The organism is Pseudomonas sp. S44 (genome assembly GCF_016624805.1).
In the GTDB taxonomy this organism is placed as follows: domain Bacteria; phylum Pseudomonadota; class Gammaproteobacteria; order Pseudomonadales; family Pseudomonadaceae; genus Aquipseudomonas; species Aquipseudomonas machongensis.
Genome location: NZ_JACVTY010000001.1, coordinates 599,727 through 625,813 on the forward strand (window position 1 = coordinate 599,727; position 26,087 = coordinate 625,813).

Consider the following 26,087-nt stretch of genomic DNA (forward strand, 5'->3'; position numbering starts at 1 on the left):
TTTCGCCTACCACTGGCTGGCCAGCGTTATCGGGACCCGCAGTGGTTCGATGGGGCCGTCACGTTGCCCGCACATTTCATCATGTACCACGTGCTGCACCAGCGTGCAGGGCACAGCTGGCAGGCCCGTCAGCAACTGGCGTAGTTCTGTGGTGGAGCGCACGCGCAGGGGCTGCCCGTGGGCATCGTTCAGAGTCACGGGGCCAGCGTCGGTCAAGGCACGCAGGAGGTAGAAGCCGCCCTCCAGCGACAGCAGTTCCAGCGCCTTCGCTTCGCCGGTCGAGACCCATTGAAACAGCGTGACCAGGTTCACGGCGTACCCTCCGGGAGGCGGCGGAAGAACAGAGTGATCTGGCCGATTTCCACGCCGAGCTTGCTCATACTCGAGCGATTGATCAGGGTGTCGTCATCCATCAGGTACATCCAGTCGTCCAGGTCCACTTGCCAGTTACGCCCATCGACAGGCAGGTCAAGCTGATAACGCCAGCGCAACGCGTTACCCGCCACTTCCCCCCTGGCCTCGCCAATGACGTCCCCCGCCGTGCCGCGCCAGCGGCCAGGGCCGTCGGGCACCAACCGCCAGGTGCGTTCCTGACGGGTGCCATCGCTATAGAGAAAATGTTCTTCGAGGATCAGATGCTCACCTTCACGACGGCTATCGATGCGCACATGAAAGCGCTTGACCACCTCACCGGAGCGCTTCTGGAACATCCCCCAGGCCTGTACCGGCCGCGAGAAGAACGCCATCAGGTCGAGCTTCGGCTGTTCCTGGGCATAGCGTTCGACCCCGACATTGCCACAGCTGCCCAGCAGCAGACACAACGCCAGCAACAGTGTTTTGTACATGTTCAGCGTCCTCGTTCACTGCCAGTCAGCCCGAGCAGGCGCTGACGCAGTTGTGGGTCCCTGGCACGTGGATCGAGCCAGATGGCAAAGAATGCCCGGGCAAAGGCCGGGTCGGTGATTTCGCGGCTCAACTCACCCTCGACGTAAAAGCGGCACCCCTGCCCCGGCAGGTACAAGCCTGTAATTCGCATCCCGGGGCGCACGTCCACGAATGCCGCTTCGAGCGCCTGGGTCCAAGCCAAGCGTTGCTGTGGCGCAATGCCGCCAGCGTTGAGACGATGCATTTCCTCGAGGCTGGCCTGTACCAGCGTGTCCTTGGACAACGACCGGTGATAGAGAAGCTCGAGGGCGAACGGCTGATTCCAGTCCAGCGCCGGCCCCATCGTCCATAGCTGGGCGGTGTAAAGACGCAGGCCGAACCAAGTGAACTCACCGGCACCCAACCGCTGCGCTCCGGGCAACTGCGAGCGCCAGTCCGCGGTCGCCGAAAACGCAACGATCAGCAGGCAAAGGCACGTCCAACGAGCACGGTGAACCATATTGACCTCGAGCGCGGCCCAATACTGTACAAAGATAGCACGATGTACAGATATTCCATCTTCATGTACAGATTTTTCCATTCGCCTCCAAGCCACGGACACAGTCGGTGGTCGCAGCTGAAATCAAAAAGAGCTGCCCGTTGAGCCATCCGGTCAAAACGTTCGCACTTATTTGCCTGCGCGGTAGTCATAGGTCTGAATACCACCTCGCCTACCGGAGCTCCCATGCCCACGACCCGCGCCTGCCAACAGCTCGCTCTGGAGCAGAATCGCCGGCTGTTCGCCAGCGCCTATGAACTCGACCACGCAGCCTTTGCCCTGCTCGAAGGCGTCGGGCTCGACGCCTTTGACTTCGACCATTACCAAAGGCTGCGGCGCAAGGCAGCCGAGCGTTATCAGGAGGCCATCGAGCATCTGGCCCTCCTCGAGGGCAACCGCTCATCGCCAAAGTGAGCGCCAACCTATAATCTGCGCCCAGTGCCCGGCGATTCGCACCAGGCCATTTCCCAGTCCGTACAAGGCTGATGCCATGAAGTCGTCCAGCAAAACGTCCCTCGCCTCGCCGCACAACTCGGCGCTCAGCCCCAGCCACCTGGATTTCCCCGTGGTCGGCATCGGCGCCTCAGCCGGCGGCTTGGAGGCGATCCGTCGTTTCTTCCAGCACGCCCCGGACGACTCCGGCATGGCCTTCGTCGTGGTTCTACACCTCTCCCCGGACCACCAGAGCCAGGCCGACCGGATCATCCAGGCTGTCACCCGCATGCCGGTACGCCAGGTCAGCGAGCCGGTGCCGATCGAACGCAACCATGTCTACGTGATCTCGCCGGCCAATCGCCTGTCCACCAACGACGGCTACCTGCGGGTAACTCCGGCCAAGCGCAGCCGCGGCGATCATGTGGCCATCGACCTGTTCTTTCGCGATCTGGCCGACGTGCACAAGGACCATGCGTTCTGCGTCGTGCTCTCGGGAACCGGTAGCGACGGCGCCGTAGGCCTGACGCGCATCAAGGAGCAAGGTGGCGTGACCCTGGTGCAGGCACCCGATGATGCCGAGCACCCCGACATGCCCCGTGCGGCGCTGGCCACCGGCATGGTCGACCTGCTGCTGCCGGTGGCTGAAATGCCTGGGCGCCTGGTCGAGTTGTGGCGCACGGCGCGCCAGGTGAAACTGCCGGAAATCGAAGACGACAGCCTGCCGCCGCCACTGGGAGAGCGTGAAGGCGACCCGGCGGCAAGTGACCCGTTGCTGGATGAGATCCTGCTGACGCTGCAAGGCGATACCGGGCACGATTTCAGCCATTACAAGCGCGCCACCGTACTGCGCCGGCTGGAACGCCGCCTGCATGTCACCGGCCAGACAGAACTGGCCGGCTACCTCGACTTCCTGCAACGCCATCCGGAGGAGTCGCGGGCGCTGCTGGCCGACATGCTGATCGGAGTGACCAATTTCTTCCGCGACCGCGAAGCGTTCGAAGCGTTGCAGCGCCATGTCATGCCCGGCCTGGTCAACAAGGATGCCAGCGAAGAGTCCGCGCATGAGGTACGCCTCTGGTCAGCGGGCTGCTCCACCGGCGAGGAGGCCTACAGCCTGGCGATGTTGGTGACCGAACAGTTGGCGGTGGAACAGCGCAGTGCCCAGGTGCAGGTCTTCGCCACCGACCTCGACGAACGCGCCATCGCTATCGGTCGCGCCGGCCGGTATCCAGACGCCATCGCCACCGACGTGTCGCCGGCGCGCCTGCGCCAGTTCTTCATCAAGGAAGAACAGCACTTGCGGGTACGCAAGGAAATCAGGGAAAAGGTCCTGTTCGCCCGTCACAACCTGCTATCCGACCCGCCGTTCTCCCAGCTTGACCTGATCGTCTGCCGCAACCTGCTGATCTACCTGGACCGCGAGGTGCAGCGCGATATCCTGCGTCTGTTCCATTTCGCCCTGCGTCCAGGCGGCCATCTATTCCTTGGTAGCTCCGAGTCGACTGACCTTGCGGCCGAGCTGTTCGTCGCCGTGGACAAACGCAACCGTATCTTCCGCGCCCGAGAAGTGCCGACCACCAGCCATCCGCCGCGCCTGCAGGCCCCGGAGCCTGCGCTCGCGCCACCGGCCCGCGCGCGTAGCACTCGCCGATTGTCCTACGCCGAGATCCACCACCGCGCACTCGCCCGCTGCACGCCGCCCAGCCTGGTGGTCGATAGCGAGGGCAATATCCTGCACATGAGTGACGGTGTCGGGCGCTTCCTGCGCCATGCGGGTGGCGAGCTCAGCCACAACCTGCTCAGCCTGATCATCGCGCCTTTGCGGCCGGCCCTGCGCAGTACCATGCTGCAAGCGCAAGGCAGCGGCCAGGCGGTGACCTCGCGCAGTGTCGCGGTCAACCTCGACGAACAGCCCACTACCGTGCAAATCCTGATCCAGCCGCACCAGGACGACCCCAGTGGTACCGATTGCCTGCTGGTGGTGTTCCAGACGGTAGAAGTCGATAGCAGCGCCAGCACCAACGCAGCCGTCGAGCAGTCCGAAGGCATGGTGCTGAGCAACCTGGAGCGCGAACTGCACCGCACGCGGCTGCAACTGCAGGAAACCATCGAGCAATCGGAGTTTTCCAGCCAGGAGTTGACCGCCTCCAACGAGGAAATGCAGGCGATCAACGAGGAACTGCGCTCGGCCAGCGAGGAACTGGAAACCAGCAAGGAGGAGCTGCAGTCGATCAACGAAGAGCTGCTGACGGTCAACTACGAGCTCAAGACCAAGGTCGAGGAGACCGACAAGGTCAACGACTACCTGAGCAACCTGATCGCCTCGACCGACATCGCCACGGTCTTCGTCGACCGTAACCTGTGCATCCGCTGGTTCACCCCACGGGCCACCGACATTTTCAGCATGCTGCCGGTGGACACCGGGCGCTCGCTACTCGATATCACCCATCGTCTCGACTACCCCGGCCTGGCCGACGACGCCCGTGCCGTGGTCGAGCGCGAGACCACCATCGAGCGCGAGGTGGTCGGCCACAACCAGCACTGGTACCTGGCCCGCTTGCTGCCCTACCGGGCCAGCGAGCGCAACGTCGATGGCACCGTGCTGACCTTCATCGACATCAGCCAGAGCCGCGCCGCGGAAGAACGCTTGCGCCAGGGCGAGGAACGCATGCGCCTGGTGGCCGAGAGCACCCATGACTTCGCCATCATCCTGCTTGACGAGCAAGGTCTGATCACCGACTGGAACACCGGCGCCGCGCTGATTTTCGGTTATGGCAAAGACGAGGTCCTCGGCCAGCACTATCAGCTGATCTTCACCGAACAGGATCAGGCCAGCGGTGTGCCGGAACACGAGCTGCGCAGCGCCCGCCTCCATGGCCGCGGCCAGGACGAGCGCTGGCACGTGCGCAAGGATGGCAGTCGCTTCTATTGCAGCGGCGAGGTCTCCCGCCTCAAGGGCAGCAGCCTGCGCGGCTACGTGAAGATCGCCCGAGACCTCACCGGCCACAAGCGCCTGCACGACGAGCAGAGCAAGCAACTGGCCGAGTCGCAGAGCAGCAGCCACATGAAGGACGAGTTCTTCGCCGTCATGTCCCACGAGCTCAAGCATCCGCTGAACCTGATCCAACTCAACGCCGAGATCCTGCGTCGCTCGCCGGCGGTGAAGTCTGCCAGCGCCGCCAGCAAGGCTGTCGGGATCATCTGTGACGCAGTATCCAGTCAGGCGCGGATCATCGACGACCTGCTCGACGTCGCCCGCATCCGCACCGGCAAGCTCAAGCTCAAGACCCAGTTGATCGACCTGTGCGCAGTGCTACAGGGCATCCATGCGGTCGTGCTCAACGAGCAGCATCCTTGCACCGTGCGCCTGGCGTTGCCGGCCGATGGCGCGCCGGTCTACGTCGAAGCCGATGGCACGCGGCTCGAACAGATCATCTGGAATCTGCTGAACAACGCCTTGAAATTCAGCCCCGCAGGCAGCGAGATTCGCGTGGCGCTCGCCAGGCGAGACACACGAGCCCATCTGGAAGTGATCGACCAGGGCGTGGGCCTGACCGCGGATAGCCTCGAGAGCGTTTTCGACCTGTTCACCCAGGCTGCCCCGCAGTCGTCCGGCAACCACCGCGACGGGCTGGGCATCGGCCTGTCGCTGGTGCGCCAGTTGGTCGAGGCCCATGGCGGGACGGTGGCGGCCTATTCTCCGGGGCTTGGTTGCGGTAGCACCTTCACGGTCTCCCTGCCATTGTCCGCCCCCGTGCACCAGGCCCCGCCAGATGCGCCCGAGCAGGCCAGCGACGGCCGGCTGGACGGTATCAAGGTGCTGCTGGTAGACGACTCGAAGGAAATCCTCGAGGTCATGCAGCAGTTGCTGGAGATGGAAGGTGCGAACGTCGAGGCCTACAGCGACCCGCAAGCAGCGCTCGAGGCCGCCGCCGAGGGACGCTACGAGATCATCCTGTCCGATATCGGCATGCCGATAATGGACGGCCATGCCCTGATCAAGGCGCTACGGGGCCTGGAGCACCTGCGCTACACACCGGCCATTGCCCTGACCGGCTACGGCGCCAGCGCCGACCAGTACCGCTCACGCCAGTCAGGCTTCGATCGCCATCTGAACAAGCCGGTGGGCTATGACGAACTGGTCGAGGCCATAGAGACACTGTGCGGTTCGGTGCCCTATTGACCTGGCTCTGCGCCGTCAAAGCGCGGGCCACGGGCACCTGGCTGGATTCGCCGCCCAGTGTGGCGATGGTCATTCGCCCCTACTGCAGTGCCGTGGAACAGCGCTTTTAGAAGAGATCACGGAGTCGATCGGGTCAGTTGGGTGAATCATTTGACTGGCCCTGTCTTCTTCCAGGCTCAGTCAGACGTGTCCTTTTCCTGAGCATCACGGCTCGCTTTTGCCGAGTCGTGCTCACCCATCCGTTGGTAATGCTTGCGCAGCGCATGCAGTTCCGCCGGCCCCATGTCCTCAAGGTCCAGCAGCGCCTTGTGCGCCCGCTTGGTGGTGCGCAGCAGCTCGTCGATCTTGATGTGCAACTCGTCGTTGTCGCGGTTCTGGGTGTTCTGGATCAGGAACACCATCAGGAAGGTGATGATGGTGGTAGAGGTGTTGATCACCAGTTGCCAGGTATCGTTGAAGTCAAACAACGGCCCGCTCACCCCCCAAACAATGATGAGCACTAGTGCGATGGCGAAGGTCATCGGACGTCCACTGCGGTTGGCCAACCATTGGGCAAATCGATCGAATTTCATGGTTTACCTCGATGTGTGCTCCTGCATGCGGTGGAGCCCCGCAGCCCGAGCAAAGTTCCGGCTTTCTTGCGCCACCGGCGAGCGTGCTCGCAACGCAGGCCACGCGCGGTATTGCTGTTGTTCGCCCGCTAAATGTTTGTCCCGCGGTCCTTCAGGCAACTGGTCTGGAAATCCGAGAATCTTTGCAGTGCGATGACTCGCGCCCTGGTCACAACTGAACACAGGCCTTCCTGTGTTCGACCAGAGGTGACCCCTTATGGCTGACAAAAGCGACTGACCTACTTGCCCAGGAGACCGACCATGAGCGACCCCAATCATCCAGATCCTTATGTCGATGAAGTCCCGCACGATCCCGGCGAGAAGATACCTGCGCCCGATCCGCAACAAGAGGCACCCGACTGGCCGGAAGGCCAGGTACCTCCAGAAGAGCAATCCGACGGCTGAAGGCCCGGCGCTTTCCAGGCAGCGCCACTCGTCAATCCTGCTGAACCCTCTCGATCCGCCACGGGTCGCTACTGATGAGTACATCAATCCAGGGGGCTGTGGTGAGCGAGATCCGCATTGGCATTTCCGGTTGGCGCTATGGCCCATGGCGCAAGGACTTCTACCCCAAGGGGCTGCGTCAGGACGACGAACTGGCGTTCGCCTCGCGGGCAGTCAACAGTATCGAGATCAATGGCTCGTTCTACGCGCTGCAGACCCCTGAACGCTACGAGCACTGGCGTGACGAGACGCCGGAAGATTTCGTGTTTTCGGTCAAGGCGCCGCGCTATATCACCCATGTGCGCAGGCTTCGCGAGATCGACGAAGCGCTGGCGAACTTCTTCGCCTCGGGCCCTTTGCTGCTGGGTGACAAGCTTGGGCCTTTTCTCTGGCAGTTTCCCCCAAACCTGAAATTCGACGTGCAGCGGTTCAGCGATTTTCTCGCCAAGCTCCCACATGACCGCTCGGCCGCCCGCCGCATTGCCCGCGACGCCGCCGAGCGCCTGCAAGGCAGCGGTGGGACTGCCATCAAGGGCAACGCACGCCTGCGCCACGCCGTGGAAATCCGCCACCCCAGCTTCCTTTGCGACACCTTCATCGACCTGTTGCGCAAACACAAGGTCGCCTTGGTGGTCGCCGACAGCGCGGGCAAATGGCCCTATGTCGAGGAGGTCACGGCCGACTTCATGTACCTGCGCCTGCATGGCGATGTCGAGCTCTACAGCAGCGGCTATACCGCCACCGCGCTGCGCCGCTGGCGCATGCGCATCCAGGCCTGGGCTGCAGGCGGCCAGCCGGAGGATGCCCAGCGCGTCGTGCGCCGCGCGCCGGCCAAGCGCGCCTCCCGTGACGTGTACTGCTACTTCGACAATGACCAGAAAGTGCATGCCCCTTACGATGCCCGCCGCCTGCTGGGCAAGCTCGGCCTTGACGGCGAGCTGGTGACCGAGCCCGGCGTCGAACTGCAGGAGCTGCTATGAACGGAACCTTGCCTGCCCCCCGCTGCATCATCGACAAGGTGACCGCCGTGCACCGCCTGACGGTGCTGACCCTCAACGTGCACAAGGGCTTCACCCTGTTCAATCGCCGTTTCATCCTGCCGGAACTGCGCGAGGCGGTGCGCGCGACCGGGGCCGACCTGGTGTTCCTGCAGGAAGTACACGGCAGCCATCAGCAGCATGCCGAGCGCCACCCGACCTGGCCGACGGCACCTCAGTACGAATTCCTCGCCGACAGCATGTGGCCGCAGTTCGCCTACGGACGCAACGCGGTCTATCCCCATGGCGACCATGGCAATGCGCTCCTGTCCAAATTTCCGATCCGAGTCCACGACAACCTTGACGTCACGATCCACGGCAACGAGGAGCGCGGCCTGCTGCATTGCCAGCTCGAAGTGCCGGGCCACGAGCAGGTGCACGCGATCTGCGTGCACCTCGGGCTGCGCGAGGAGCACCGGCAGCGGCAGGTCGACCTGCTGCTGGCATTGCTTGACAGCCTGCCCTCGGACGAGCCGGTTATCGTCGCAGGCGATTTCAACGACTGGCGCCTGAAAGCGGATGTGCGGCTCTCGGGGCATCTGGTCGAAGCCTTCGGCAAGCCGGCGCGCAGCTTTCCCGCGCGCTTGCCGCTGCTGCGCCTGGACCGCATCTACCTGCGCAACGCACAAGCCAGCGACGCCCGGGTACTGTCCAGATACCCGTGGTCACACCTCTCCGACCATGCCCCGCTGGTGGCGCAGGTGACGCTATGAAGCTGCCCTGGAGCGAAGGCAATCACGTCCAGTTGCTGGTCAACGGCGAGCAGTACTATCCGCGCGTGCTCGAGGCCATGGCTCAGGCTCGCGAGGAAATACTCCTGGAGACCTTCATCATCTACGACGACAAGGTCGGCCAGGCCTTGCGCCAGGCCTTGATCGACGCCGCTCGGCGCGGGGTAAGGGTCGAAGTCGCCGTGGACGGTTACGGCACCGCCGACCTGCCCGACGAATTCATCGCCTCGATGACCGAGGCCGGGGTCCGTTTCCATTCGTTCGATCCGCAACCACGATTGGCCGGCATGCGCACCAACCTGTTCCGTCGCCTGCACCGCAAGATCCTGGTGATCGACGGACAACGCGCGTTCATCGGCGGTATCAACTACAGCGCCGACCACCTCGGAGACTTCGGCCCACAGGCCAAGCAGGACTACGCCGTGGAGGTCGTCGGCCCGGTAGTGGGCCAGGTGCATGCGTCCTCCTGCCGAATGCTCGCCCCCGTGCTGGATGCCGCCAGTCGAGTCCAGCCGAACAACATCGCCGCAGGCCCGGCCAGCGCCGTGCTGGTGGAGCGCGACAACCGGCGCCACCGCACCGATATCGAGGTCTGTTATCTGCAGGCCCTGCGCGAAGCCAGGCAACGTATCGTCGTGGCCAACGCCTACTTCTTCCCCGGCTACCGCCTGCTGCGCGAACTGCGCAACGCCGCTCGGCGCGGGGTCGAGGTGACCCTGATCCTTCAGGGGCAACCGGACATGCGCTGGGTCCGCGCACTCTCCCGGCTGCTCTACAACTACCTGTTGCGCGACGAGGTGCGCATCTACGAATACTGCCAGCGCCCGCTGCACGGCAAGGTAGCGTTGGTGGACGACGAGTGGACCACGGTGGGCTCGAGCAACCTCGACCCACTAAGCCTGTCGTTCAACCTCGAAGCCAACCTGCTGATCCGCGACCGGGCGTTCAACGCTGTGCTCTACCAACACTTGAGCGAACTGACCCGCGAACACTGCAAGGCCGTAACGCTCGAGCGCATGGTGCGCGGTTACTGGTGGCGTGCCCCCTTGATCTTCCTGGGCTTCCATATCACCCGCTATTTCCCGCGGATCGCCGGCTGGTTCCCGGCACACCGGCAACGCCTGCAGTCGCTGCAAAGCGAAAGCGAGGCTCCGGTCGACTACCAAGAGGGCAAGACTTGATGGCCACGCCACGCTGGCAGACCTGGGGCAAACGCCTGCTGACCGTGCTGTTCCTGGTATTGATCCCGGTGCTGCTGTTCACCCTGGCGCGCAACCTGGACTGGAACGAAGTCAGCCAGTCGCTGCGGGCCTACCGGCCCTCGACGTTGATCCTGGGGTTGCTGCTGGCCCTGTGCAGCTACCTGGTGTTCGCCAGCTACGACCTGCTCGCCCGCGCCTATACCGGCCACCGCCTGCCGGCCCGCCAGGTGCTGCCGGTGGCATTCGTCTGCTATGCGTTCAACCTCAACTTCACCACCTGGGTCGGTGGCGTGGCCCTGCGCTATCGGCTGTACGGCAGGCTGGGCCTGGATACCCCGACCATCACCCGCATCCTCACCCTGGGCCTGTTGACCAACTGGATGGGCTACCTGCTGTTGGCCGGCACCGTATTCGCCTTGGGCCTGGTCAAGCTGCCGGAGAACTGGACGGTAGGGGCCGGCGGCCTGCGTCTGATCGGCGTCTTGATGGTCGTGGTCGCGTTGGCCTACCTGTTCGCCTGCGCCTTCGCCAAGCGGCGCACGTGGGACCTGCGCGGGCATGAAGTCACCCTGCCGAGCCTGCGCCTGGCGTTGTGCCAGGTGGCCTTGGGTGCAAGCAACTGGGCGTTGATGGCGGCGTTGATCCATCTGCTGCTGCCACCGGAGCTGTTCTATCCCTCGGTACTGGGTGTGTTGCTGATCAGTTGCGTGGCGGGCGTGGTCGCCCATATTCCCGCCGGGCTTGGCGTGCTGGAGGCCGTGTTCCTGGCCCTGCTCCATGGCCAGCTCGGCCAGGGCACGCTGGTGGCCGCGTTGCTGGGTTATCGAACCTTGTACTACCTGATCCCGCTGCTGTTGGCGGTGGTCACCTACCTGATCCTCGAGAAACGCGCCAAGGCCTTGCGCCGGCAGGTCGAGCCAGCCCTCGACAAGCGCTGATGGGCCGTGGGGCCCGGGAGGTACATCATGCGGATCGTTCCATGTATTGCACTGCTGGCCACCCTGGCCAGCGGCCAGGCAATGGCCGAAGGCTGCGACGTAGCCACGCGCTCATCCAGCGAGGCGGTCAAACCGGTGCAGCAGCACACCTGCTACAGCTACGCCAACATGCCGGCCGAAGCGATTGCCTGGTCGTGCAGCAACGAAAGCAAGGAGATGCTCAACAGCCAGAAACGCCGGGTCGAGCGTTGCGCCGACGGCAGCGTCGGCAGCTGCATCGCACCGCTGACCCAGGAAACCCTGGCCAACCCCGATGCCGCGGGGCGCAACGAGCCTTCCACCCGCCCCACCGTGCCCAAGGACGCGCGGATCATCACCTACTACTACGACACCCCCAGCCTGGGCCAGGCGCGTAGCGATTGCGAGCGCAGCAACGGTGTCTGGCAGACCCACTGACGTAGAGGAGAACGACCATGCCACGTGGAGACAAAGACAAGTACACCGATAAACAGAAACGCAAGGCCGAGCATATCGAAGAGAGCTACGAGGCCAAGGGCGTGTCCAAGGACGAAGCCGAAGCCCGTGCCTGGGCCACGGTCAACAAGCAGTCCGGAGGGGGTGAGCGCAAAGGCGGTTCGGGGCAACGGAAAAGCCCGACGGCCAAGGCCAAGGCACGGGAGTCCTCGGCCCGGCGCGCTGTCGCGACGAAGCATGGCGTGCCCCGTTCCGGACAACAGCTGGAGGACATGACCAAGGCCGAGTTGATGGACCGTGCGCGTAAACAGCACATTGCCGGTCGCTCGACCATGCGCAAGGGAGAGTTGATAGAGGCCTTACGCAAAGTGGCTTGAGCCGCGCCGGCGTCCTTACAGGGCAATTTCAGTGCCGTTGCCGTTGCCGATCAAGAATCGAGCCTCATACCTACTAGCGACAGCTGCGCCAGCCCAGGCACCGCCCGTACCTCCGCGACTTCAGGAGGCCGAACGCAGGACTTGCGGAGGGAGGTGACGGGCATGGATGCCCGTCAAGCGCTGGGGCCCAGGATGGGCCCTGCAGCGCGGTCCTCCCGGGAGCAAGGCCGGAGTGAGGGAACCCGGAGCGAAGCGCAGGGCCGGATGAATGGAGCGCAGCGTTTTTTGGTTACTTTTTGTCGCGTCTGACAAAAAGTGACTCGCCGTAAGGGCGAAAAGGTGACTAAGCGTCACCCTGGCAAATGAATACACTCACAGGTGTAAAAACCAACCCCTCTAGCATTTGACTTTCAGAGCGTGTGTTTTGAAAGTTATAAGCACATGCATTTACGAGGTCGCGATTGGCGGCGCCTGATCCATCGCGCGCTTAGAAGCAAGATCAAGAGCATCCAGCCTCATACCCCACGAGCGACAGCTACGCCAGCCCAGGCACCACCCGTACCTCCGCGACTTCAGGAGGCCGAGCGCAGGACTTGCGGAGGGAGGTGACGGGCATGGATGCCCGTCAAGCGCTGGGGCCCAGGATGGGCCCTGCAGCGCGGTCCTCCCGGGAGCAAGGCCGGAGTAAGGGAACCCGGAGCGAAGCGCAGGGCCGGATGAATGGAGCGCAGCGTTTTTTGGTTACTTTTTGTCGCGTCTGACAAAAAGTGACTCGCCGTAAGGGCGAAAAGGTGACTAAGCATCGCCCTCGCAAACGGATATGCTCACACCTGTAAAAACCCACACCGCTCGCAAAGCGATCCTATGGCGAAATAGGATCACTCGCCGGAAACGTTTCATCCAGCGCATTATCGACCGAGCTATCCTTCGGCTGAGTCAGCTCACCACAATTACAGTCCGCCATACGACAAGGCTCCCCATTGCGATGCCCCGTAGCACAGGCCTCGCAGCAATAAGCCTTGCCATCCTGGACCACGGTATTGGCATCCACGGTGCAAGAACAGTGGTTGCAGGAACATCGTTGCTCGTTCATCAGGGTTCTCTCCTGTCATCTTCAGAGCTCACCTCGTCGGTCCACGGCTCACCGTCCAACGGCGCCGAGCGAGCCAGCTCCGCCTCGTCCAGCCCGATGCCGCCTCCGATCTCATGAGCGTCCACATGCCGCAGGGTCTGGTCAGCAGGTCTGCTACCGCTGCCAGGCTCATCGGGGTCGCGAGCACCGGTTTCATCGAACAACGTGTCCGGGCTCAGGTCGTCCAGGGTGACGTTGTCCTCGTGCAGGCTGTCGCTCAAGGCCTCGCCACCGGTCATGCCGCTTTCGGCGACACGTCGGGGCGGATAATCCTCGGCGATCTCGCGCGCCGGACGCTCGTCACCGACACGCCCTTGGCGTTCATCACGACGCTCACTGAAATCCAGCTCGTGGACGCTTCCCATGCGGTCCTCGGTGTCGTCTATCTCGACCTGCGGTCTTGGGTCATCAGGTATGGGCATGAGCGTTCTCCTTTTGTGGGCTTCACTCGGTCGACTCCGCGCACACACAAATGATTCAGAGTTTCTTGCCGCGCCCTACCCCGCGCTTTTTTTGAACTCCGCGCCGCCTCGCCGCCTCCCAATCTTGAGACCCGCGAACCCTCCCGGAGCCCGCCATGGCCAAGCCCCTGCAGGAGTACCATCGCAAGCGCGACTTCAACGCCACATCCGAACCGGTGGGCACACACGCCAGAACACGGTCGGGCCACGCGCTGCAGTACTGCATTCAGAAACACGACGCCAGCCACTTGCACTACGACTTCCGCCTGGAACTCGACGGCACCTTGAAAAGCTGGGCGATCCCCAAGGGCCCCTCCCTTGACCCGAAGGTCCGGCGCCTGGCGGTGCATGTCGAGGACCACCCGCTGGACTATGCCAACTTCGAAGGGCACATCCCGGAGGGTCACTACGGCGCTGGCGATGTGATCGTCTGGGACCGGGGTATCTGGGAGCCCGAAGGCGATCCGCATCAAGCCTATGCCAAAGGCAAGCTGCGCTTTCGCCTGCAGGGCGAGAAGCTGTCGGGGGTCTGGAACCTGTTCCGCACCCAGCTGGCCGGCAAGAAGGAACAATGGATGCTGGTCAAGTCAAATGACGGGCAAGCGCGCAGCGAGGTCGACTACAGCATCGTCGAAGCCCTGCCCGACAGTGTCCTCAGCGAGCGCAGCCTGCCGCCAAGGCGTCCGGCCAAGACAACCTCCGCTACCCCGCGCAAGCACAAGGCCCGCGCCAAAGCCCTGCCCGACAAGCTCCAGCCGCAACTGGCCACCTTGGTCGACTCCCCGCCCAGCGGCGACTGGCGCTATGAAGTCAAGTTCGATGGCTACCGCATCCTGGCGCGCATCGACGGTGACGACGTACGCCTGTTCACCCGCAATGGCCACGACTGGAGTGCGAAGATGCCCCGTCAGGTCGAGGCGCTCAAGGCGCTTGGGCTCGACGCCGCGTGGCTGGATGGCGAAATGGTGGTGGTCGATGACAACGGTGTCGCCGATTTCCAGGCGTTGCAGAATGCCTTCGACACCGAGCACGACGAACGCATCACCTATTACCTGTTCGACCTGCCCTGGCTGGGGCGCGAAGACCTGCGCGAACTACCGCTGAAGGCGCGTCGGGACACCTTGGCCCGGCTGCTGGAAGATAATGCATCGCCGATGCTCAGGTACTCCGCAGACTTCGAGGAACCGGTCGACTCGCTGCTCGACAGTGCCTGCCGGCTGGAGCTGGAGGGCCTGATCGGCAAGCGCGCCGACAGCCCCTACGTGGGGCGACGCAGCAGCGACTGGATCAAGCTCAAGTGCAAGCAGCGCCAGGAATTCGTGATCGTCGGCTACACCGATCCCAAAGGTAGCCGCCAGGGTTTCGGCGCGCTGCTGCTGGCCCTGCATGACCACGATAGCGGTCAGCTGCGCTACGCCGGCAAAGTCGGCACCGGCTTCAGCGCCGCCACCCTGGACAGCATCCTCGCCCGCCTGAAGCCGCTGCGGGTCGCCAAAGCGCCGTTGCCCAGCCCCCCCACCGGCGCCGAAGCCCGCGGGGTGCACTGGCTCAAGCCGCACCTGCTGGCAGAAGTGGCCTATGCCCAGATGACCCGCGAAGGCATCGTGCGCCACGCGGTGTTCCACGGCCTGCGCGACGACAAGCCCGCCACCGCCATCGATCTGGAGAAAGCGATGCCCGCCAAGCGCGCAGCACAGCCACAACCCGAGGGCCTGGACACCCTGCGCCTGACACACCCAGACCGCGTGGTCGACGCAACCATCGGTGCAACCAAGCGACAGGTCGCCGAGTACTACGCGCAGGTCGCCGACTGGCTGCTGCCACAGCTCAAGGATCGGCCCGTCGCCATGGTCCGGGCACCGGATGGCCTGGCTGGCGAGCTGTTCTTCCAGAAGAATGCCGGCCAGCTGCATATTCCCAAGGTGCTCAGCTACAGCAAGGCCCAGGCCGGCCAGGCGGCCATGGTGCTCAACCGCGCCGACAGCCTGCTCGGCGCGGTACAGATGAACACCCTCGAACTGCACACCTGGAACGCCACCAACAAGGACTTCGACAAGCCCGACCGCTTCGTGCTCGACCTGGACCCTGATCCCACGCTGCCCTGGAAAGCCATGCTCGAAGCCACCCAACTGACCCTGACCCTGCTCGATGAACTGGGCCTGAAGGTCTTTCTCAAGACCAGCGGCGGCAAGGGGATGCACCTGGTCGTGCCGCTGACCCGGCGTGCTGGCTGGGACGAGGTGAAGGACTTCAGCCATGCGTTGGTCGAGCACATGGCCAGGCTCTTCCCTGATCGCCTCAGCGCGGTTTCCGGCCCGAAGAACCGCGTCGGGCGGATCTTCATCGACTACCTGCGCAACGGCAAGGGCGCGACCACCGTGGCGGCCTATTCGCTGCGCGCTCGTGAAGGTCTGCCGGTTTCGGTGCCGATCTGGCGCGAAGAGCTGAGCCAGCTCAAAGGCGCCGATCAATGGAACATCGGCAACCTGCACGAGCGCCTTGCGCAGGTCGAGGACCCTTGGTCCGAGATGGCCAGCACCCGCCAGTCGATTACCGCGCGCATGCGCAAGCAACTGGGGATCGACTGATGGAGCGAATGCTGGATCTGCTGCAATGGCCCGCCATGCTGCTGACCATCGCGGCGGCATGGTGCATCGGCTCGCGCCGCCCGCGACGCAGACGCATCGGCTTCTGCTGCTTCATCGCCAGCAATGTGCTGTGGGTGGTCTGGGGCTGGCAGGTACAAGCCTGGGCACTGATCGTCCTGCAGTTCTGCCTGTGCGTCATGAACCTGCGTGGCTGGAAGAAGAACACCCAAGGAGCGCCAAGCCCATGAGCATCGCCCATGACTTCGACCTGGAGCGCCTCGATCACCTGTTACGCCCTTTCAGCGCGCGAGCGCAGGCCATCGACCTCGACGCCCAGTTGCCAAAGCTGCTGCACCTGCTGCAGGCCGATCATCTCGACCGACTGCCACGGCCTGGCCAGGGGCGCACCCTGGAGCGCTGGAGGACCCTGGCGCGGGTCGCCGGTTGCGACCTGACCCTGGCCAAGCTCTACGAGGGCCACACGGACGCCTTGGCAATCCTCAGCGAATGCGCCGCCGAGCACCACGCCGGCGACGGGATCTGGGGCGTGTGGGCCGCCGAGCCACCGGATGCCCGCACGCGCATCGTTGCCCGCGACGGCGATCAAGTCCGGCTGCAAGGCTGCAAAGCCTGGTGTTCGGGTGCGTTGCAGATTGATCGCGCGCTGGTGACCGCCTGGGAAGGCGAGCAACCACAGTTGGTGGCCATCGAGCTGTCCCATCCCAGCCAGCGCATTCAGGCCGAGCACTGGCAGGCGGTGGGCATGGCCACCACCGCCAGTGTCACCCTCGCATTCGATGATTCGCCGGGCCTGGCGATCGGCGCGCCCGGCCAATATCTGTCCCGCCCAGGATTCTGGCAAGGCGGCGCTGGCATCGCCGCCTGCTGGTATGGCGCGGCCGAAGCCCTCGCGGATTACCTGCGCGAACACTGCGCTAAACCTCGGCCCGACCCGCACGCCGACGCCCACCTGGGCGCGGTGGATGCCGCCTTGCTCGGGGCCCGCGCCGCCCTGCGCGAATGCGCCGCCTGGATCGACCGGCACCCTCAGGACGATGCCAGTTTCCAGGTGCGCCGCACCCGCGCTCATGTCGAGCACGCGGTCGAGCAGGTCATTCGGCATGTCGGCCGAGCGCTGGGCGCCACGCCGTTCTGCCGCAGCAGCCATTTCGCCCGGCTCAGCGCCGACCTGCCGGTATACCTGCGCCAAAGTCACGCGGAGCGCGACCTCGCCGAATTGGGCCAGCAACTGACCGGCATGCCGGCAGGGGCATGGCAACTTTGACCAGCATCTGCCTCAGCCGACCACCGGCTGCAACCTTTGGAACCGGTCTTGCCCTCAACGGAGTCACCATGAGCCTCGATGCGCAGTATTTCGCCGACCTGTATGCCAGCAACGATGATCCATGGGCCTTTCGTACCCGCTGGTACGAACGGCGCAAACGCGACCTCACCCTGGCCAGCCTGCCTCGCCAGTGCTACGAACGCGTGTTCGAGCCGGCGTGTGCCAACGGCGAGCTCAGTGTGCTGCTGGCCGAGCGCTGCGCCGACCTGCTATGCCAGGACATCGACGCCACCGCCGTGGCGCTGGCCCGCCAGCGACTGGCGGGCGTAAGCCACGCCCGCGTCGAGCAAGGGCACCTGCCGGGCGACTGGCCCGGCGGACAGTTCGACTTGATCGTGCTCAGCGAAATTGGCTACTACCTCGATCCCACCGACTGGCTGCAGGTGATCGAACAATCGGTGGCCAGCCTGACCTATGACGGCGGCCTGCTGGTGTGCCACTGGCGCCATCCCATCGCCGGTTGCCCTCAGGATGGCCGTGAGGTCCACGCCCTGCTTGCCCGGCATCTGCCGCTATACCCGCTTTTACGCCACGAGGAGGCGGATTTCCTGCTCGAATACTGGTCGTGCCAACCCAGCGTCGTGGACCTGGACGAGACCTGCCTATGATCGCCGTCATCATTCCCGCCCACAACGAAGCCCGCCGCCTCGGGCACTGCCTGCGCGCCGTCAAGCGGGCGGTGGCACGGGCCGAGGCGGCGGGCCTGGTGGTGGAGGTGCTGGTGGTGCTCGATCGCTGCATCGACGCCAGCGCACGCATCGCCCGCCGCCATGGCGTGCACACTCTGGAGCTGCAGGCCGGCAACGTCGGCATTGCCCGGCGCCTGGGCGCAGAGTGGATGATCGAGCGCGGTGCGCAGTGGCTGGCCTTTACCGACGCCGACAGTCGCGTGCCGGAGCACTGGCTGGTGTCGCAGTTGCAATGGCACGCCGACGCAGTCTGCGGCACCGTGCACATCGAGCGCTGGCAGCCTTGGCAGAACGCCGCGCTGCGTCAGCTATACCGCAGCCGTTACCAGGCTCGGGACGGGCACCGGCACATCCATGGCGCGAACCTCGGCGTGTGTGCCAAGGCCTATGAGCGCGCCGGCGGATTCCAACCATTGCCAGCCGATGAAGACGTGCAACTGGTGCTGGCCTTGGAAGCCAGTGGCGCGCATATCGTCTGGACCGCAGCGCACAGCGTGGCCACCAGCAGTCGTCGGGACAGCCGCGCCCGCCAAGGCTTCGGCGATTATCTGAGCGCGTTGGAGGGACTGGTGCAGTAGCGTTCGCAACACCCAACTACGACGCTTTGCGCGGTCGCTTGCTCGCCGGCTTCTTCGCCTTGGTCTTGCCGCCAAGGCTGCGCTTGAGCAGCTCGGTGAGGTCGATGATGTCGGCGCCCTTCTCCGCCGTTGTCCCCTCACCTTTGTCCACCGTCGCGATCTTGCCTTTGCTGGCCTTCTCTTCAACCAGGTCGAGGATGGTCTGGCGGAACGCGTCGTGGTACTCGTCTGGCTTCCATGGCCCACTCATGTCCTCCACCAGTTTCTTGGCCATGTCCAGTTCGCGCTTGTCGATCTTGGTGTCGGTCACGCTCTTGTCCAGCTCCAGCGACTCCAAGCCACGGACTTCCTCGGGCCAGCGCAGGGTAATCAGCACCAGCGCATCCTCCAGCGGGCGCAACAGCGCCAGGTGCTGGCGGGTGTGCAGCACCACGGTGGCCAAGGCCACCTTGCCGGTGCTGTGCAAGGTCTCGCGCAACAAGGCATAGACCTTGCCGCCACGACGGTCGGGGCTCAGGTAGTAAGGCGTGTCGAACTGTTGCAGCGGGATCTCACCGGCGTCGACGAAGGAAAAAATATCGATGGTCTGGGTCGCCTCGGGCCGCGCCTTGCGAATCTCCTCTTCGCTGATCACCACATAGCGGCCCTTCTCGTACTCCACACCTTTGACGATGTGTTCCTTGTCGATCTCCTTGCCAGTCACCTTGTTCACCCGCTTGTAGCCCACCGGCTCCATGCTGCGCTTGTCGAGCCAGTCGAAATCCACGCGCTCGGTGCGAACGGCGGTATTGAGAGAGACAGGGATATGCACGAGGCCGAAGCTGATCGCGCCTTTCCAGATTGCCCGGGCCATGGTCGGTTCCTACGCATCGAATGGTTGGCCGGGCTGGCTGTAGCGCAGCGCGCCGCAGCGTTCGCAGCACTGGCAGTCAAGCCCGGCGATTTCACGGATCAACAGGCTGCGCCACTGGCAGCCACGCAGCAGGCAGACGAGTTTCATCAGCCACCTCCCTGGCCCGCATGAAGGGCCTCTTACAATGACTGACTGCGCGGCGCGGCCAAGGTTTACTCGACTTTGCCCTATGGGAGTGGATCGCCGCCGGTGACGCCGAACACCTCACCGGTGATATAGCTCGACTCCTGGCTGGCAAGCAGTACGTACAAAGGCGCGCACTCGGCGGGCTGGCCCGGGCGTTTCATCGGGGTATGCCCACCGAAGTCGGGGATCTTTTCCGGTGGTTGGCCGCCACTGGGCTGCAGCACGGTCCAGATCGGGCCCGGGGCCACCGCGTTGACGCGGATGCCGCGCTCGATCACCTGCTTGGCCAGCGCCTTGGTGAAGGCCACGATGGCCGCCTTGGTGGTGGCGTAGTCCAGCAGCGTCGCCGAGGGCTGGTAGGACTGGATCGAGGCGGTGTTGATGATGGTCGCTCCGGCCGGCATCAGCGGCACTGCTGCCTGGCACAGCCAGAACAAGGCGTAGACGTTGGTCTTGAGGGTGTGATCGAACTGCTCATGGGTGATCTGGCCAATGTCCTTGCGCGCCTCCTGCTTGCCGGCCACGTTGACCAGGATATCCAGGCCGCCGAGCTGTTCGTGGGCCTGGTCCACCAACTGGCTACAGAAGCGCGGGTCCTTGAGATCACCGGGAAGCGCCACGGCCTTGCGGCCTTCGCGCTCGATCAGCTGGACCACTTCACGGGCATCTCGCTCCTCCGTGGGCAGGTAGTTGAGCGCAATGTCGGCACCCTCGCGGGCGAAGGCGATGGCCACGGCGCGTCCGATACCCGAGTCGGCGCCAGTGATCAGGGCGCGACGTCCGGCCAGGCGCCCGAAACCCTTGTAAGTGGTTTCACCGTGGTCGGGCTTGGGCTGCATGTGCGCATCCAGGCCCGGAGCGGCTTGGCCCTGGGCCGGAAAAGGCGGATGGGGGTATTGGGTCAAGGGGTTTTGCAGGGTGAACTGATCCTGGGGCTTGCTGGGCATGGGTTAGACTCCTTCTGGTTTGGCTGGGTGTTGCCTGATCGCGAATCACACTGCGTTCGAGGCAAACGATCTGCGGATGGTTTACTCAACCCATCCCGGGCACCGACAACTGGTGCTCCATCACCTGTTTCACCACGTTGCGCATCGCCTGTCGGTCATTCAGGCCCTGCTCGCGGGCCAGCGCATAGGTGTCACGCTGGTGGTCGGCACTGGTGCCGTCGCGCAGGATGCGCCGGGCGTGCATGAAGGCACGGTCAGCGTCGGCGGTGTCGGGCGGACATTGCATCTGCAGTTGCGTCAGCCAGCCTTCGGCGCTCACCGCCTGTTGGTCGTGCACGCCGATGAAAGTGCCCCGGCGGCCCTCACGCAGGGCGCGCCAATAGTTTTCGTGGGTGATCCAGCGCATTTCACGGCTGGCGATAGCGTCGTTGCGCTGCACTGCATGCTCGACGAGATGGCGAAACAGCGCGGCGATGGCCAAGGCATCGTCCAGCCGGGGGCACCCATCGCAGATGCGCAGCTCGACTGTCGGAAACCGCCGCGAGGGCCTGATCGCCCACCAGAAGTCACCGTCCTTGGCCAGGCTGCCAGTGCGTTGCAGCAGCGCCCGGTAACGCTCGTAGGCGCGCCAGTCCGGTAGCGGTTCGGGCAGCCCCATGTGCGGCCACTCCCCGCACACCACGCGTCGGTAGCTCATGTAGCCGGTGTCCTGTCCGCCCCAGTACGCAGAGGAGGTGCTGAGTGTCAGCAGCAGGGGTAACCAGTACAGCACCCGGTTGATCACCTGCATGCGATCGACGCCCTGCGGCACGCCGACATGCACGTGCAGGCCGTTCAACAGGCTGCGTCGGGCCACCAGCCGGTAATCGTCGAACAGCTGGCGGTAGTGGGGGGTTTCCCGCGGGAGCTGGCGCAGCCATTGGGCACTGGGGTGGCTCCCCGCGCCGTAGAAGCCGACGCCCTCGCCCGCCAATGCCTGACTCAGGCGCTGGCGCTGCTCGGTGAAAAAATCACGGGCCTGGTGCAGCGTATCGAACACCGGCGAGGCGATCTCCACCTGGCTGCGAAACATCTCCTCGGCGAACCATGGCCCCAGCGCATCGCGGCAACAGCGGGCCACGGCCGAGGGCGGCGCGGCCATGACCCGCCCCGTGGCCAGAGCCACCAACAGGTATTCCTCCTCGATGCCGAACGTGCAAGGCCGCGCCATGGGCATCAGCCTCGGCGGGTGACGGTCAGGGCCACCGCGGCAATGCGTTCGACCTGCTCGTATCCTGGCTCGAGCAGCTGCTCGCCGAACACGTCGGGGTCCAATTCCCGGTAGGACCAGCCGAACGCAGGCCCGGCCAGGCGCAGGCGAACGGCTTCGAGCAGCGCGTCGCGCCCCTCGACGATGGCGACACCGGTGTACAGCAGCAACGTGCCGCCGACCGACAGCCGGTCACGGGCCTGCTCGACAATCCGTAGCGACAGTTCGGCGCCCAGCGCGCCACCCCCGTGGCGGTAGGCGCGCTCGCCGACGTCGAGCATGTAGGGTGGATTGGCGACGATCAGGTCGAACGTCCCGGCGATGCCGTCGAGCAAATCGCTGAGCTCTACCGAGACATTGGCCACCCCGGCCAGCGCGGCATTGACAGCGGTATGACGCAAGGCCACAGGGTTGATGTCCACCGCAGTGACCTGCGCATGCTGCGCGGCTCGGGCGATCAGCAACGCGCCAACGCCACTGCCGCAACCGATGTCGACGGCATGCTGCACACGCTGGGGGCTGTGCTGCAGATGATCCTGGATCACCTGGGCGAACCGGTAGCTGTCCGGGCCGAAGAACACCGCGTCGCGGCTGTCGGTCGGCCAGGCGGAGTGCACCAGCAGCAGGTCGTCCAGGTTCGACCAGCGCACCCTGCTGCGCCACAGCGCACCCTGTGGCTCCAGCACGCCAGCGATACGCAGTTGTTCCAGTTCGTCGGCGCTGAGCAGAGACGCTTCGAACGGTCGACTCCAGCCAAACACATCGCGCAGGGTTCGAGCCTGGTGCGCTTCGCTACGCGCATTGACCCTGGCCTGGGTCGCCGGGGTCACGCAGGTGAAACGATAGCCGTCGGCGCGCAGCCGACGTCCCAGCTGGAGCAATGCCTCGTCGGCACGCTTCTGGTCTTGGTCGAGCAGCATCAGTTCGGCCCTCCGCTCATCAACCCGGTAGCCTGGATGAATGCGCGGGTGGCGCGCAGGCCCTGGGGCGTGGAATGTCGATTGCCGGCCATCGCATCGATCAGCGCAGCCATGTCCGCCGCCTGCGCTTGGCCGGGCGCCTCTTCCTCCAGTTGCAACGCCTGCTCCCACTGCCCCGGCGGCACCCGACGCATCGGAGCACCCTGCCAGGTGCCGGCGATCCAGTCGTGCCAGAGCTGCTTTTCATAGGCATCGAACACACCGAACATGGCCGCCACCGGACCGTCGATCAGCGCCCAGAAGCGGCTTTGCCTGGGATCGCTGTCGCGCTTGATCCAACCCTGGGCTTGCAGTGCATCCAGGAAACCAGGCATCGCGCCGGGTTCGGCGAGCCACTGATTGATGGTGCGACCTTGCAGGCGGCATCTGTCCGAATGCATGCACTGCCCGTAGACACGTTTGCGTTCCAACGCGCCGAGCAACTCGGCCTGCAGGTCGAACGAAGCGATCAGCGACGGTGTGTCGATACCCAGGTCATTGAGCCGATAGCCATGCCGGACACGCTCGTAGAACGCCGGCCCCTGGTCCTGGCCGAGTTCGGTGAAGCACTCCAGGGCGCGCCGCGCATGACCGCTCGCAGCATTGTCGATGGTCACATGCAACTGGAAGTAATGAGCGTCGATGCCCAGCTCGGCCAACTCATGGGTGGTGATCAGCAGGTGCAGCGGGGGCTGCTCGTACCCCAGGTTGTAACCGATCACTTCCGGCAGGAAGCGCTCGCAGTGCTGCCCCAGGGCCAGTTGCAGCGTGCCCTGCAGGTAACGTTCAGCGGCCAGCGGTGCGCTCTGCAGGCAGCCGAGACGGCTGAGCAGGCGCTGGTAGATCAGCACGTGGTTGCGGCGCAGGTCGCCATCACCCAGCTCTTCGAGGAAGGTGCGAATCAATCCATGGAACCGTGGGTCGCGCCAGTGCCACAGGGTGCCGTGCAGCCATGCACCATCGACCGCCTTGGTCGGGGCGACCTGCTGCAGAAACCACAAGGCCTGCGCCCGGTTCTGGAAGTACCGGCGTGGGGCCCCTTGACGCCGTTGTTCAAGATAGGCCGCGTGTTCACTGGCGACCCGCTGCGCATGGGCAGCGGCCCAGTCCGGCAGGTGCCGAGGATCATCCGGCAAGTCGTCCGCCAAGGTGCGGACATGGCTCAGTTGCTCGCTCAGCCAGGCCTCGGTTGTCGGGTCACTGCCCTCGAACAGTGCCCGATAGCGATGTTCAAGGTCATCGGTCACCTTGCTGGTTGCCGCCCTACCCTTTGTCAGCTCCACCATGCCCGCTACCTCGCTCACTGATTTTGCGGTTTGGTCTCGGGGGACGGATTGGCCGTGGGTGTATCGGGCTGCTGCATCTGCAGCGAAGGTTTGCTTGGATCGGCGTCCTTGGCCGGGTGGTCGTTATCGCGGTCGAAACAGCCACCGAGCAAGGTAAAGCAGGCAGTTAGCAGCGCTGTGGCCAATAGATTGGTTTTCATGGGGGTTCTCGCTTTTTGTGAGGGCCTACATAAGCGAGTTCGACACACCCTGAAGGATTCGTTTTAATTGCGGCGCAACGGATGAGCGGTGCTACGGATGCCAGCCACCCTTTCGCCGCGCGGGTTCAAAACGCGCCCTGTGCGGCGAGATTGCGATATTGCCCCTTGAAATACAGCAAAGGCGTTGCAGCGGCTGCCTCCTGCAGGCTCACCGCTTTCACTTCACCGATCACGATCAGGTGATCGCCCGCAGGATGCTCGGCGTGAACTTCGCAATCCAGCCAGTGCAGGCTGTCGCGGATGATCGGGTTTCCCAAGGGTGAAACCTGCCATTGCACGCCGTGCCACTTGTCCGTGCCGCGCCGGGCGAACTGGTTGGAGAGGTCATGCTGCCCACACGCCAGGATATTTACCGCAAAGCGCCCAGCCTGGCGGATCTTGGGGTAGCTGGCCGAATTGGACATGACGCTGAATGACACCAGCGGCGGGCTCATCGACACGCTATAGAACGATTGGCAAGTGAACCCAACCGGCTCGTCATCGAGCCGAGAGGTGATCACCGTGATGCCGGAGGCGTAGTGCCCGAGCGCTTGGCGAAAGCGCGATGGCTCGACAGCCGTACAGGGAAGTGACATGCGTAGATCCTGGATAAGGGGCCGTTCGCAACGGTCAGGGGAGGCCTGAAAGCGTCCGCCTTCGGCCTCCCGAGTTCATCACGCGTTCAACAGTTCTCGCCGAACGATGTCTGCACCCGCCGTCAGTGCCCTCAACTTTCCACTGGCAACCTGACGTGGCAGAGGTGCCATGCCGCAGTTGGTGCAGGGGTAGAGTTTGTCGGCGTCCACGAACTGCAGGGCTTTGCGCAGGGTGTCGGCGACTTCCTCAGGCGTTTCGATGGTCGAGGTGGCCACATCGATGGCCCCGACCATTACTTTCTTGCCGCGAATCAGCTCGATCAGGTCCATGGGCACACGCGAGTTGTGGCATTCCAGCGAAACGATATCGATGCTGGATTTCTGCAACTTGGGGAACGCTTCCTCATATTGCCGCCACTCCGAACCCAAGGTCTTTTTCCAATCGGTGTTGGCCTTGATGCCGTAGCCGTAGCAAATGTGCACCGCGGTTTCACATTTCAGCCCTTCGATGGCCCTCTCCAGGGTGGCCACGCCCCAGTCGTTCACCTCATCGAAGAACACATTGAATGCCGGCTCGTCGAACTGAATGATATCGACGCCTGCAGCTTCCAGTTCCCGGGCTTCCTGGTTGAGAATCCTGGCAAATTCCCATGCCAGTTTTTCGCGGCTTTTATAGTGGCTGTCATACAGCGTGTCGATCATCGTCATGGGCCCCGGCAGCGCCCACTTGATCGGCTGCTGGGTTTGCTGGCGCAGGAACTTGGCGTCCTCGACAAACACAGGCTTCTGCCGAGCCACGGCACCCACGACCGTCGGCACGCTCGCGTCGTAGCGATCACGAATCCTGACCGTTTCCCGCTTCTCGAAATCCACACCGCTCAGGTGCTCGATAAAGGTCGTGACAAAGTGCTGACGGGTTTGCTCGCCATCGCTGACGATATCGATACCGGCGTGCTGCTGCTCTTGCAGCGACAAACGCAAGGCATCTTGCTTGCCCTCGATCAACTCCGCGTCCTGCAACTTCCAGGGGGACCAAAGGGTTTCAGGCTGGGCCAACCAAGAAGGCTTGGGCAGGCTGCCTGCGGTTGAAGTGGGTAACAGCTTTTTCATGACAGATAAACCTT

29 protein-coding genes are annotated in these 26,087 nt (G+C 64.1%); 14 read left to right on the forward strand and 15 right to left on the reverse strand.

Annotated elements, in window-relative coordinates; genetic code table 11:
* Positions 1-6: 6 nt before the first annotated feature.
* From IAE40_RS02620 to IAE40_RS02630, 3 genes are read right to left on the reverse strand one after another with little or no spacing between them, the layout of a single operon-like run.
* Positions 7-312, reverse strand: a complete 306-nt coding sequence (locus tag IAE40_RS02620) for a DUF6482 family protein (protein WP_063544632.1) — start codon at positions 310-312, stop codon at positions 7-9.
* A complete protein-coding gene (locus IAE40_RS02625) occupies positions 309-845 on the reverse strand; it encodes a DUF3833 domain-containing protein (RefSeq protein WP_200602597.1) in 537 nt (178 codons plus the stop codon). The genes IAE40_RS02620 and IAE40_RS02625 overlap by 4 nt, the downstream gene beginning before the upstream one ends.
* A gap of 2 nt (positions 846-847) precedes the next feature.
* Positions 848-1,384: a chalcone isomerase family protein gene (locus IAE40_RS02630; RefSeq protein WP_197889568.1), complete on the reverse strand. Its 537-nt coding sequence runs from the start codon at positions 1,382-1,384 to the stop codon at positions 848-850.
* Between the two features lie 225 nt (positions 1,385-1,609).
* Between IAE40_RS02630 and IAE40_RS02635 the strand changes: the two genes are divergently transcribed.
* Entirely contained in the window at positions 1,610-1,837 is a 228-nt protein-coding gene (locus tag IAE40_RS02635) for a hypothetical protein (protein ID WP_054894638.1), read from the forward strand.
* A 76-nt stretch (positions 1,838-1,913) separates the two neighbouring features.
* Positions 1,914-6,041, forward strand: a complete 4,128-nt coding sequence (locus tag IAE40_RS02640) for a CheR family methyltransferase (protein ID WP_200602598.1) — start codon at positions 1,914-1,916, stop codon at positions 6,039-6,041.
* A 176-nt stretch (positions 6,042-6,217) separates the two neighbouring features.
* Here the strand turns inward: IAE40_RS02640 and IAE40_RS02645 are convergent, their stop codons facing one another.
* Entirely contained in the window at positions 6,218-6,613 is a 396-nt protein-coding gene (locus tag IAE40_RS02645) for a low affinity iron permease family protein (protein ID WP_054894636.1), read from the reverse strand.
* A gap of 300 nt (positions 6,614-6,913) precedes the next feature.
* On the opposite strand from IAE40_RS02645, the gene IAE40_RS02650 reads away from it, so the two are divergent.
* From IAE40_RS02650 to IAE40_RS02680, 7 genes are all read left to right on the forward strand, one after another.
* Positions 6,914-7,057: a hypothetical protein gene (locus IAE40_RS02650; RefSeq protein WP_153774704.1), complete on the forward strand. Its 144-nt coding sequence runs from the start codon at positions 6,914-6,916 to the stop codon at positions 7,055-7,057.
* A gap of 74 nt (positions 7,058-7,131) precedes the next feature.
* Positions 7,132-8,076 (forward strand): DUF72 domain-containing protein, encoded by a 945-nt coding sequence (locus IAE40_RS02655; protein ID WP_234465027.1) that lies wholly within the window; start codon positions 7,132-7,134, stop codon positions 8,074-8,076.
* Positions 8,073-8,846, forward strand: a complete 774-nt coding sequence (locus tag IAE40_RS02660; RefSeq protein WP_200602599.1) for an endonuclease/exonuclease/phosphatase family protein — start codon at positions 8,073-8,075, stop codon at positions 8,844-8,846. The genes IAE40_RS02655 and IAE40_RS02660 overlap by 4 nt, the downstream gene beginning before the upstream one ends.
* Complete coding sequence (clsB, locus tag IAE40_RS02665) at positions 8,843-10,045, forward strand: cardiolipin synthase ClsB (RefSeq protein WP_153774706.1); 1,203 nt, start codon at positions 8,843-8,845, stop codon at positions 10,043-10,045. The genes IAE40_RS02660 and clsB overlap by 4 nt, the downstream gene beginning before the upstream one ends.
* Positions 10,045-11,004, forward strand: coding sequence for a lysylphosphatidylglycerol synthase domain-containing protein (locus IAE40_RS02670; RefSeq protein ID WP_200602600.1), 960 nt, complete (start codon positions 10,045-10,047; stop codon positions 11,002-11,004). The genes clsB and IAE40_RS02670 overlap by 1 nt, the downstream gene beginning before the upstream one ends.
* 27 nt (positions 11,005-11,031) lie before the next feature.
* The gene (locus IAE40_RS02675) at positions 11,032-11,460 is read left to right on the forward strand and encodes a hypothetical protein (RefSeq protein WP_197889565.1); all 429 of its coding nucleotides are present in this window, start codon (positions 11,032-11,034) and stop codon (positions 11,458-11,460) included.
* Positions 11,461-11,477: 17 nt separating this feature from the next.
* Positions 11,478-11,855 (forward strand): Rho termination factor N-terminal domain-containing protein, encoded by a 378-nt coding sequence (locus IAE40_RS02680; RefSeq protein ID WP_200602601.1) that lies wholly within the window; start codon positions 11,478-11,480, stop codon positions 11,853-11,855.
* Positions 11,856-12,717: 862 nt separating this feature from the next.
* Here the strand turns inward: IAE40_RS02680 and IAE40_RS02685 are convergent.
* Together IAE40_RS02685 and IAE40_RS02690 are read right to left on the reverse strand one after the other, a co-directional pair.
* On the reverse strand, positions 12,718-12,948 hold the full coding sequence (locus IAE40_RS02685; RefSeq protein WP_081255230.1) for a metallothionein: 231 nt from the start codon (positions 12,946-12,948) through the stop codon (positions 12,718-12,720).
* A complete protein-coding gene (locus IAE40_RS02690) occupies positions 12,948-13,409 on the reverse strand; it encodes a phosphotransferase system, HPr-related protein (protein WP_065863538.1) in 462 nt (153 codons plus the stop codon). Before IAE40_RS02690 ends, IAE40_RS02685 begins: the two co-directional genes overlap by 1 nt.
* A 155-nt stretch (positions 13,410-13,564) precedes the next feature.
* On the opposite strand from IAE40_RS02690, the gene ligD reads away from it, so the two are divergent.
* From ligD to IAE40_RS02715, 5 genes are all read left to right on the forward strand, one after another.
* Positions 13,565-16,036, forward strand: a complete 2,472-nt coding sequence (gene ligD / locus IAE40_RS02695) for a DNA ligase D (protein WP_200602602.1) — start codon at positions 13,565-13,567, stop codon at positions 16,034-16,036.
* Entirely contained in the window at positions 16,036-16,284 is a 249-nt protein-coding gene (locus IAE40_RS02700; RefSeq protein WP_153773909.1) for a hypothetical protein, read from the forward strand. Before ligD ends, IAE40_RS02700 begins: the two co-directional genes overlap by 1 nt.
* Entirely contained in the window at positions 16,281-17,321 is a 1,041-nt protein-coding gene (locus IAE40_RS02705; protein WP_200602603.1) for an acyl-CoA dehydrogenase, read from the forward strand. The genes IAE40_RS02700 and IAE40_RS02705 overlap by 4 nt, the downstream gene beginning before the upstream one ends.
* A gap of 68 nt (positions 17,322-17,389) precedes the next feature.
* Positions 17,390-17,989 (forward strand): class I SAM-dependent methyltransferase, encoded by a 600-nt coding sequence (locus IAE40_RS02710; protein ID WP_063544600.1) that lies wholly within the window; start codon positions 17,390-17,392, stop codon positions 17,987-17,989.
* Positions 17,986-18,648: a glycosyltransferase gene (locus tag IAE40_RS02715; RefSeq protein ID WP_153773911.1), complete on the forward strand. Its 663-nt coding sequence runs from the start codon at positions 17,986-17,988 to the stop codon at positions 18,646-18,648. Before IAE40_RS02710 ends, IAE40_RS02715 begins: the two co-directional genes overlap by 4 nt.
* Before the next feature lie 16 nt (positions 18,649-18,664).
* On the opposite strand, the gene ku is transcribed toward IAE40_RS02715, so the two are convergent.
* From ku to IAE40_RS02760, 9 genes are all read right to left on the reverse strand, one after another.
* Positions 18,665-19,501 (reverse strand): non-homologous end joining protein Ku, encoded by an 837-nt coding sequence (ku, locus tag IAE40_RS02720; RefSeq protein ID WP_063544596.1) that lies wholly within the window; start codon positions 19,499-19,501, stop codon positions 18,665-18,667.
* 9 nt (positions 19,502-19,510) lie between these two features.
* Positions 19,511-19,648: a PSPA7_2676 family Cys-rich small protein gene (locus IAE40_RS02725; protein ID WP_172964775.1), complete on the reverse strand. Its 138-nt coding sequence runs from the start codon at positions 19,646-19,648 to the stop codon at positions 19,511-19,513.
* 80 nt (positions 19,649-19,728) lie between these two features.
* Positions 19,729-20,634, reverse strand: a complete 906-nt coding sequence (locus tag IAE40_RS02730) for an SDR family oxidoreductase (RefSeq protein ID WP_054894170.1) — start codon at positions 20,632-20,634, stop codon at positions 19,729-19,731.
* A gap of 85 nt (positions 20,635-20,719) precedes the next feature.
* The gene (locus IAE40_RS02735) at positions 20,720-21,844 is read right to left on the reverse strand and encodes a carboxylate-amine ligase (RefSeq protein ID WP_200602604.1); all 1,125 of its coding nucleotides are present in this window, start codon (positions 21,842-21,844) and stop codon (positions 20,720-20,722) included.
* Positions 21,845-21,849: 5 nt separating this feature from the next.
* On the reverse strand, positions 21,850-22,803 hold the full coding sequence (locus tag IAE40_RS02740) for a methyltransferase (RefSeq protein WP_200602605.1): 954 nt from the start codon (positions 22,801-22,803) through the stop codon (positions 21,850-21,852).
* Positions 22,803-24,128, reverse strand: coding sequence for an iron-containing redox enzyme family protein (locus IAE40_RS02745; RefSeq protein ID WP_200602606.1), 1,326 nt, complete (start codon positions 24,126-24,128; stop codon positions 22,803-22,805). Before IAE40_RS02745 ends, IAE40_RS02740 begins: the two co-directional genes overlap by 1 nt.
* A gap of 14 nt (positions 24,129-24,142) precedes the next feature.
* Entirely contained in the window at positions 24,143-24,328 is a 186-nt protein-coding gene (locus IAE40_RS02750) for a hypothetical protein (protein WP_125930099.1), read from the reverse strand.
* Between the two features lie 125 nt (positions 24,329-24,453).
* Complete coding sequence (locus IAE40_RS02755; RefSeq protein ID WP_200602607.1) at positions 24,454-24,963, reverse strand: flavin reductase family protein; 510 nt, start codon at positions 24,961-24,963, stop codon at positions 24,454-24,456.
* Positions 24,964-25,041: 78 nt separating this feature from the next.
* Entirely contained in the window at positions 25,042-26,073 is a 1,032-nt protein-coding gene (locus IAE40_RS02760) for a methionine synthase (RefSeq protein WP_197889556.1), read from the reverse strand.
* Positions 26,074-26,087: the final 14 nt, after the last annotated feature.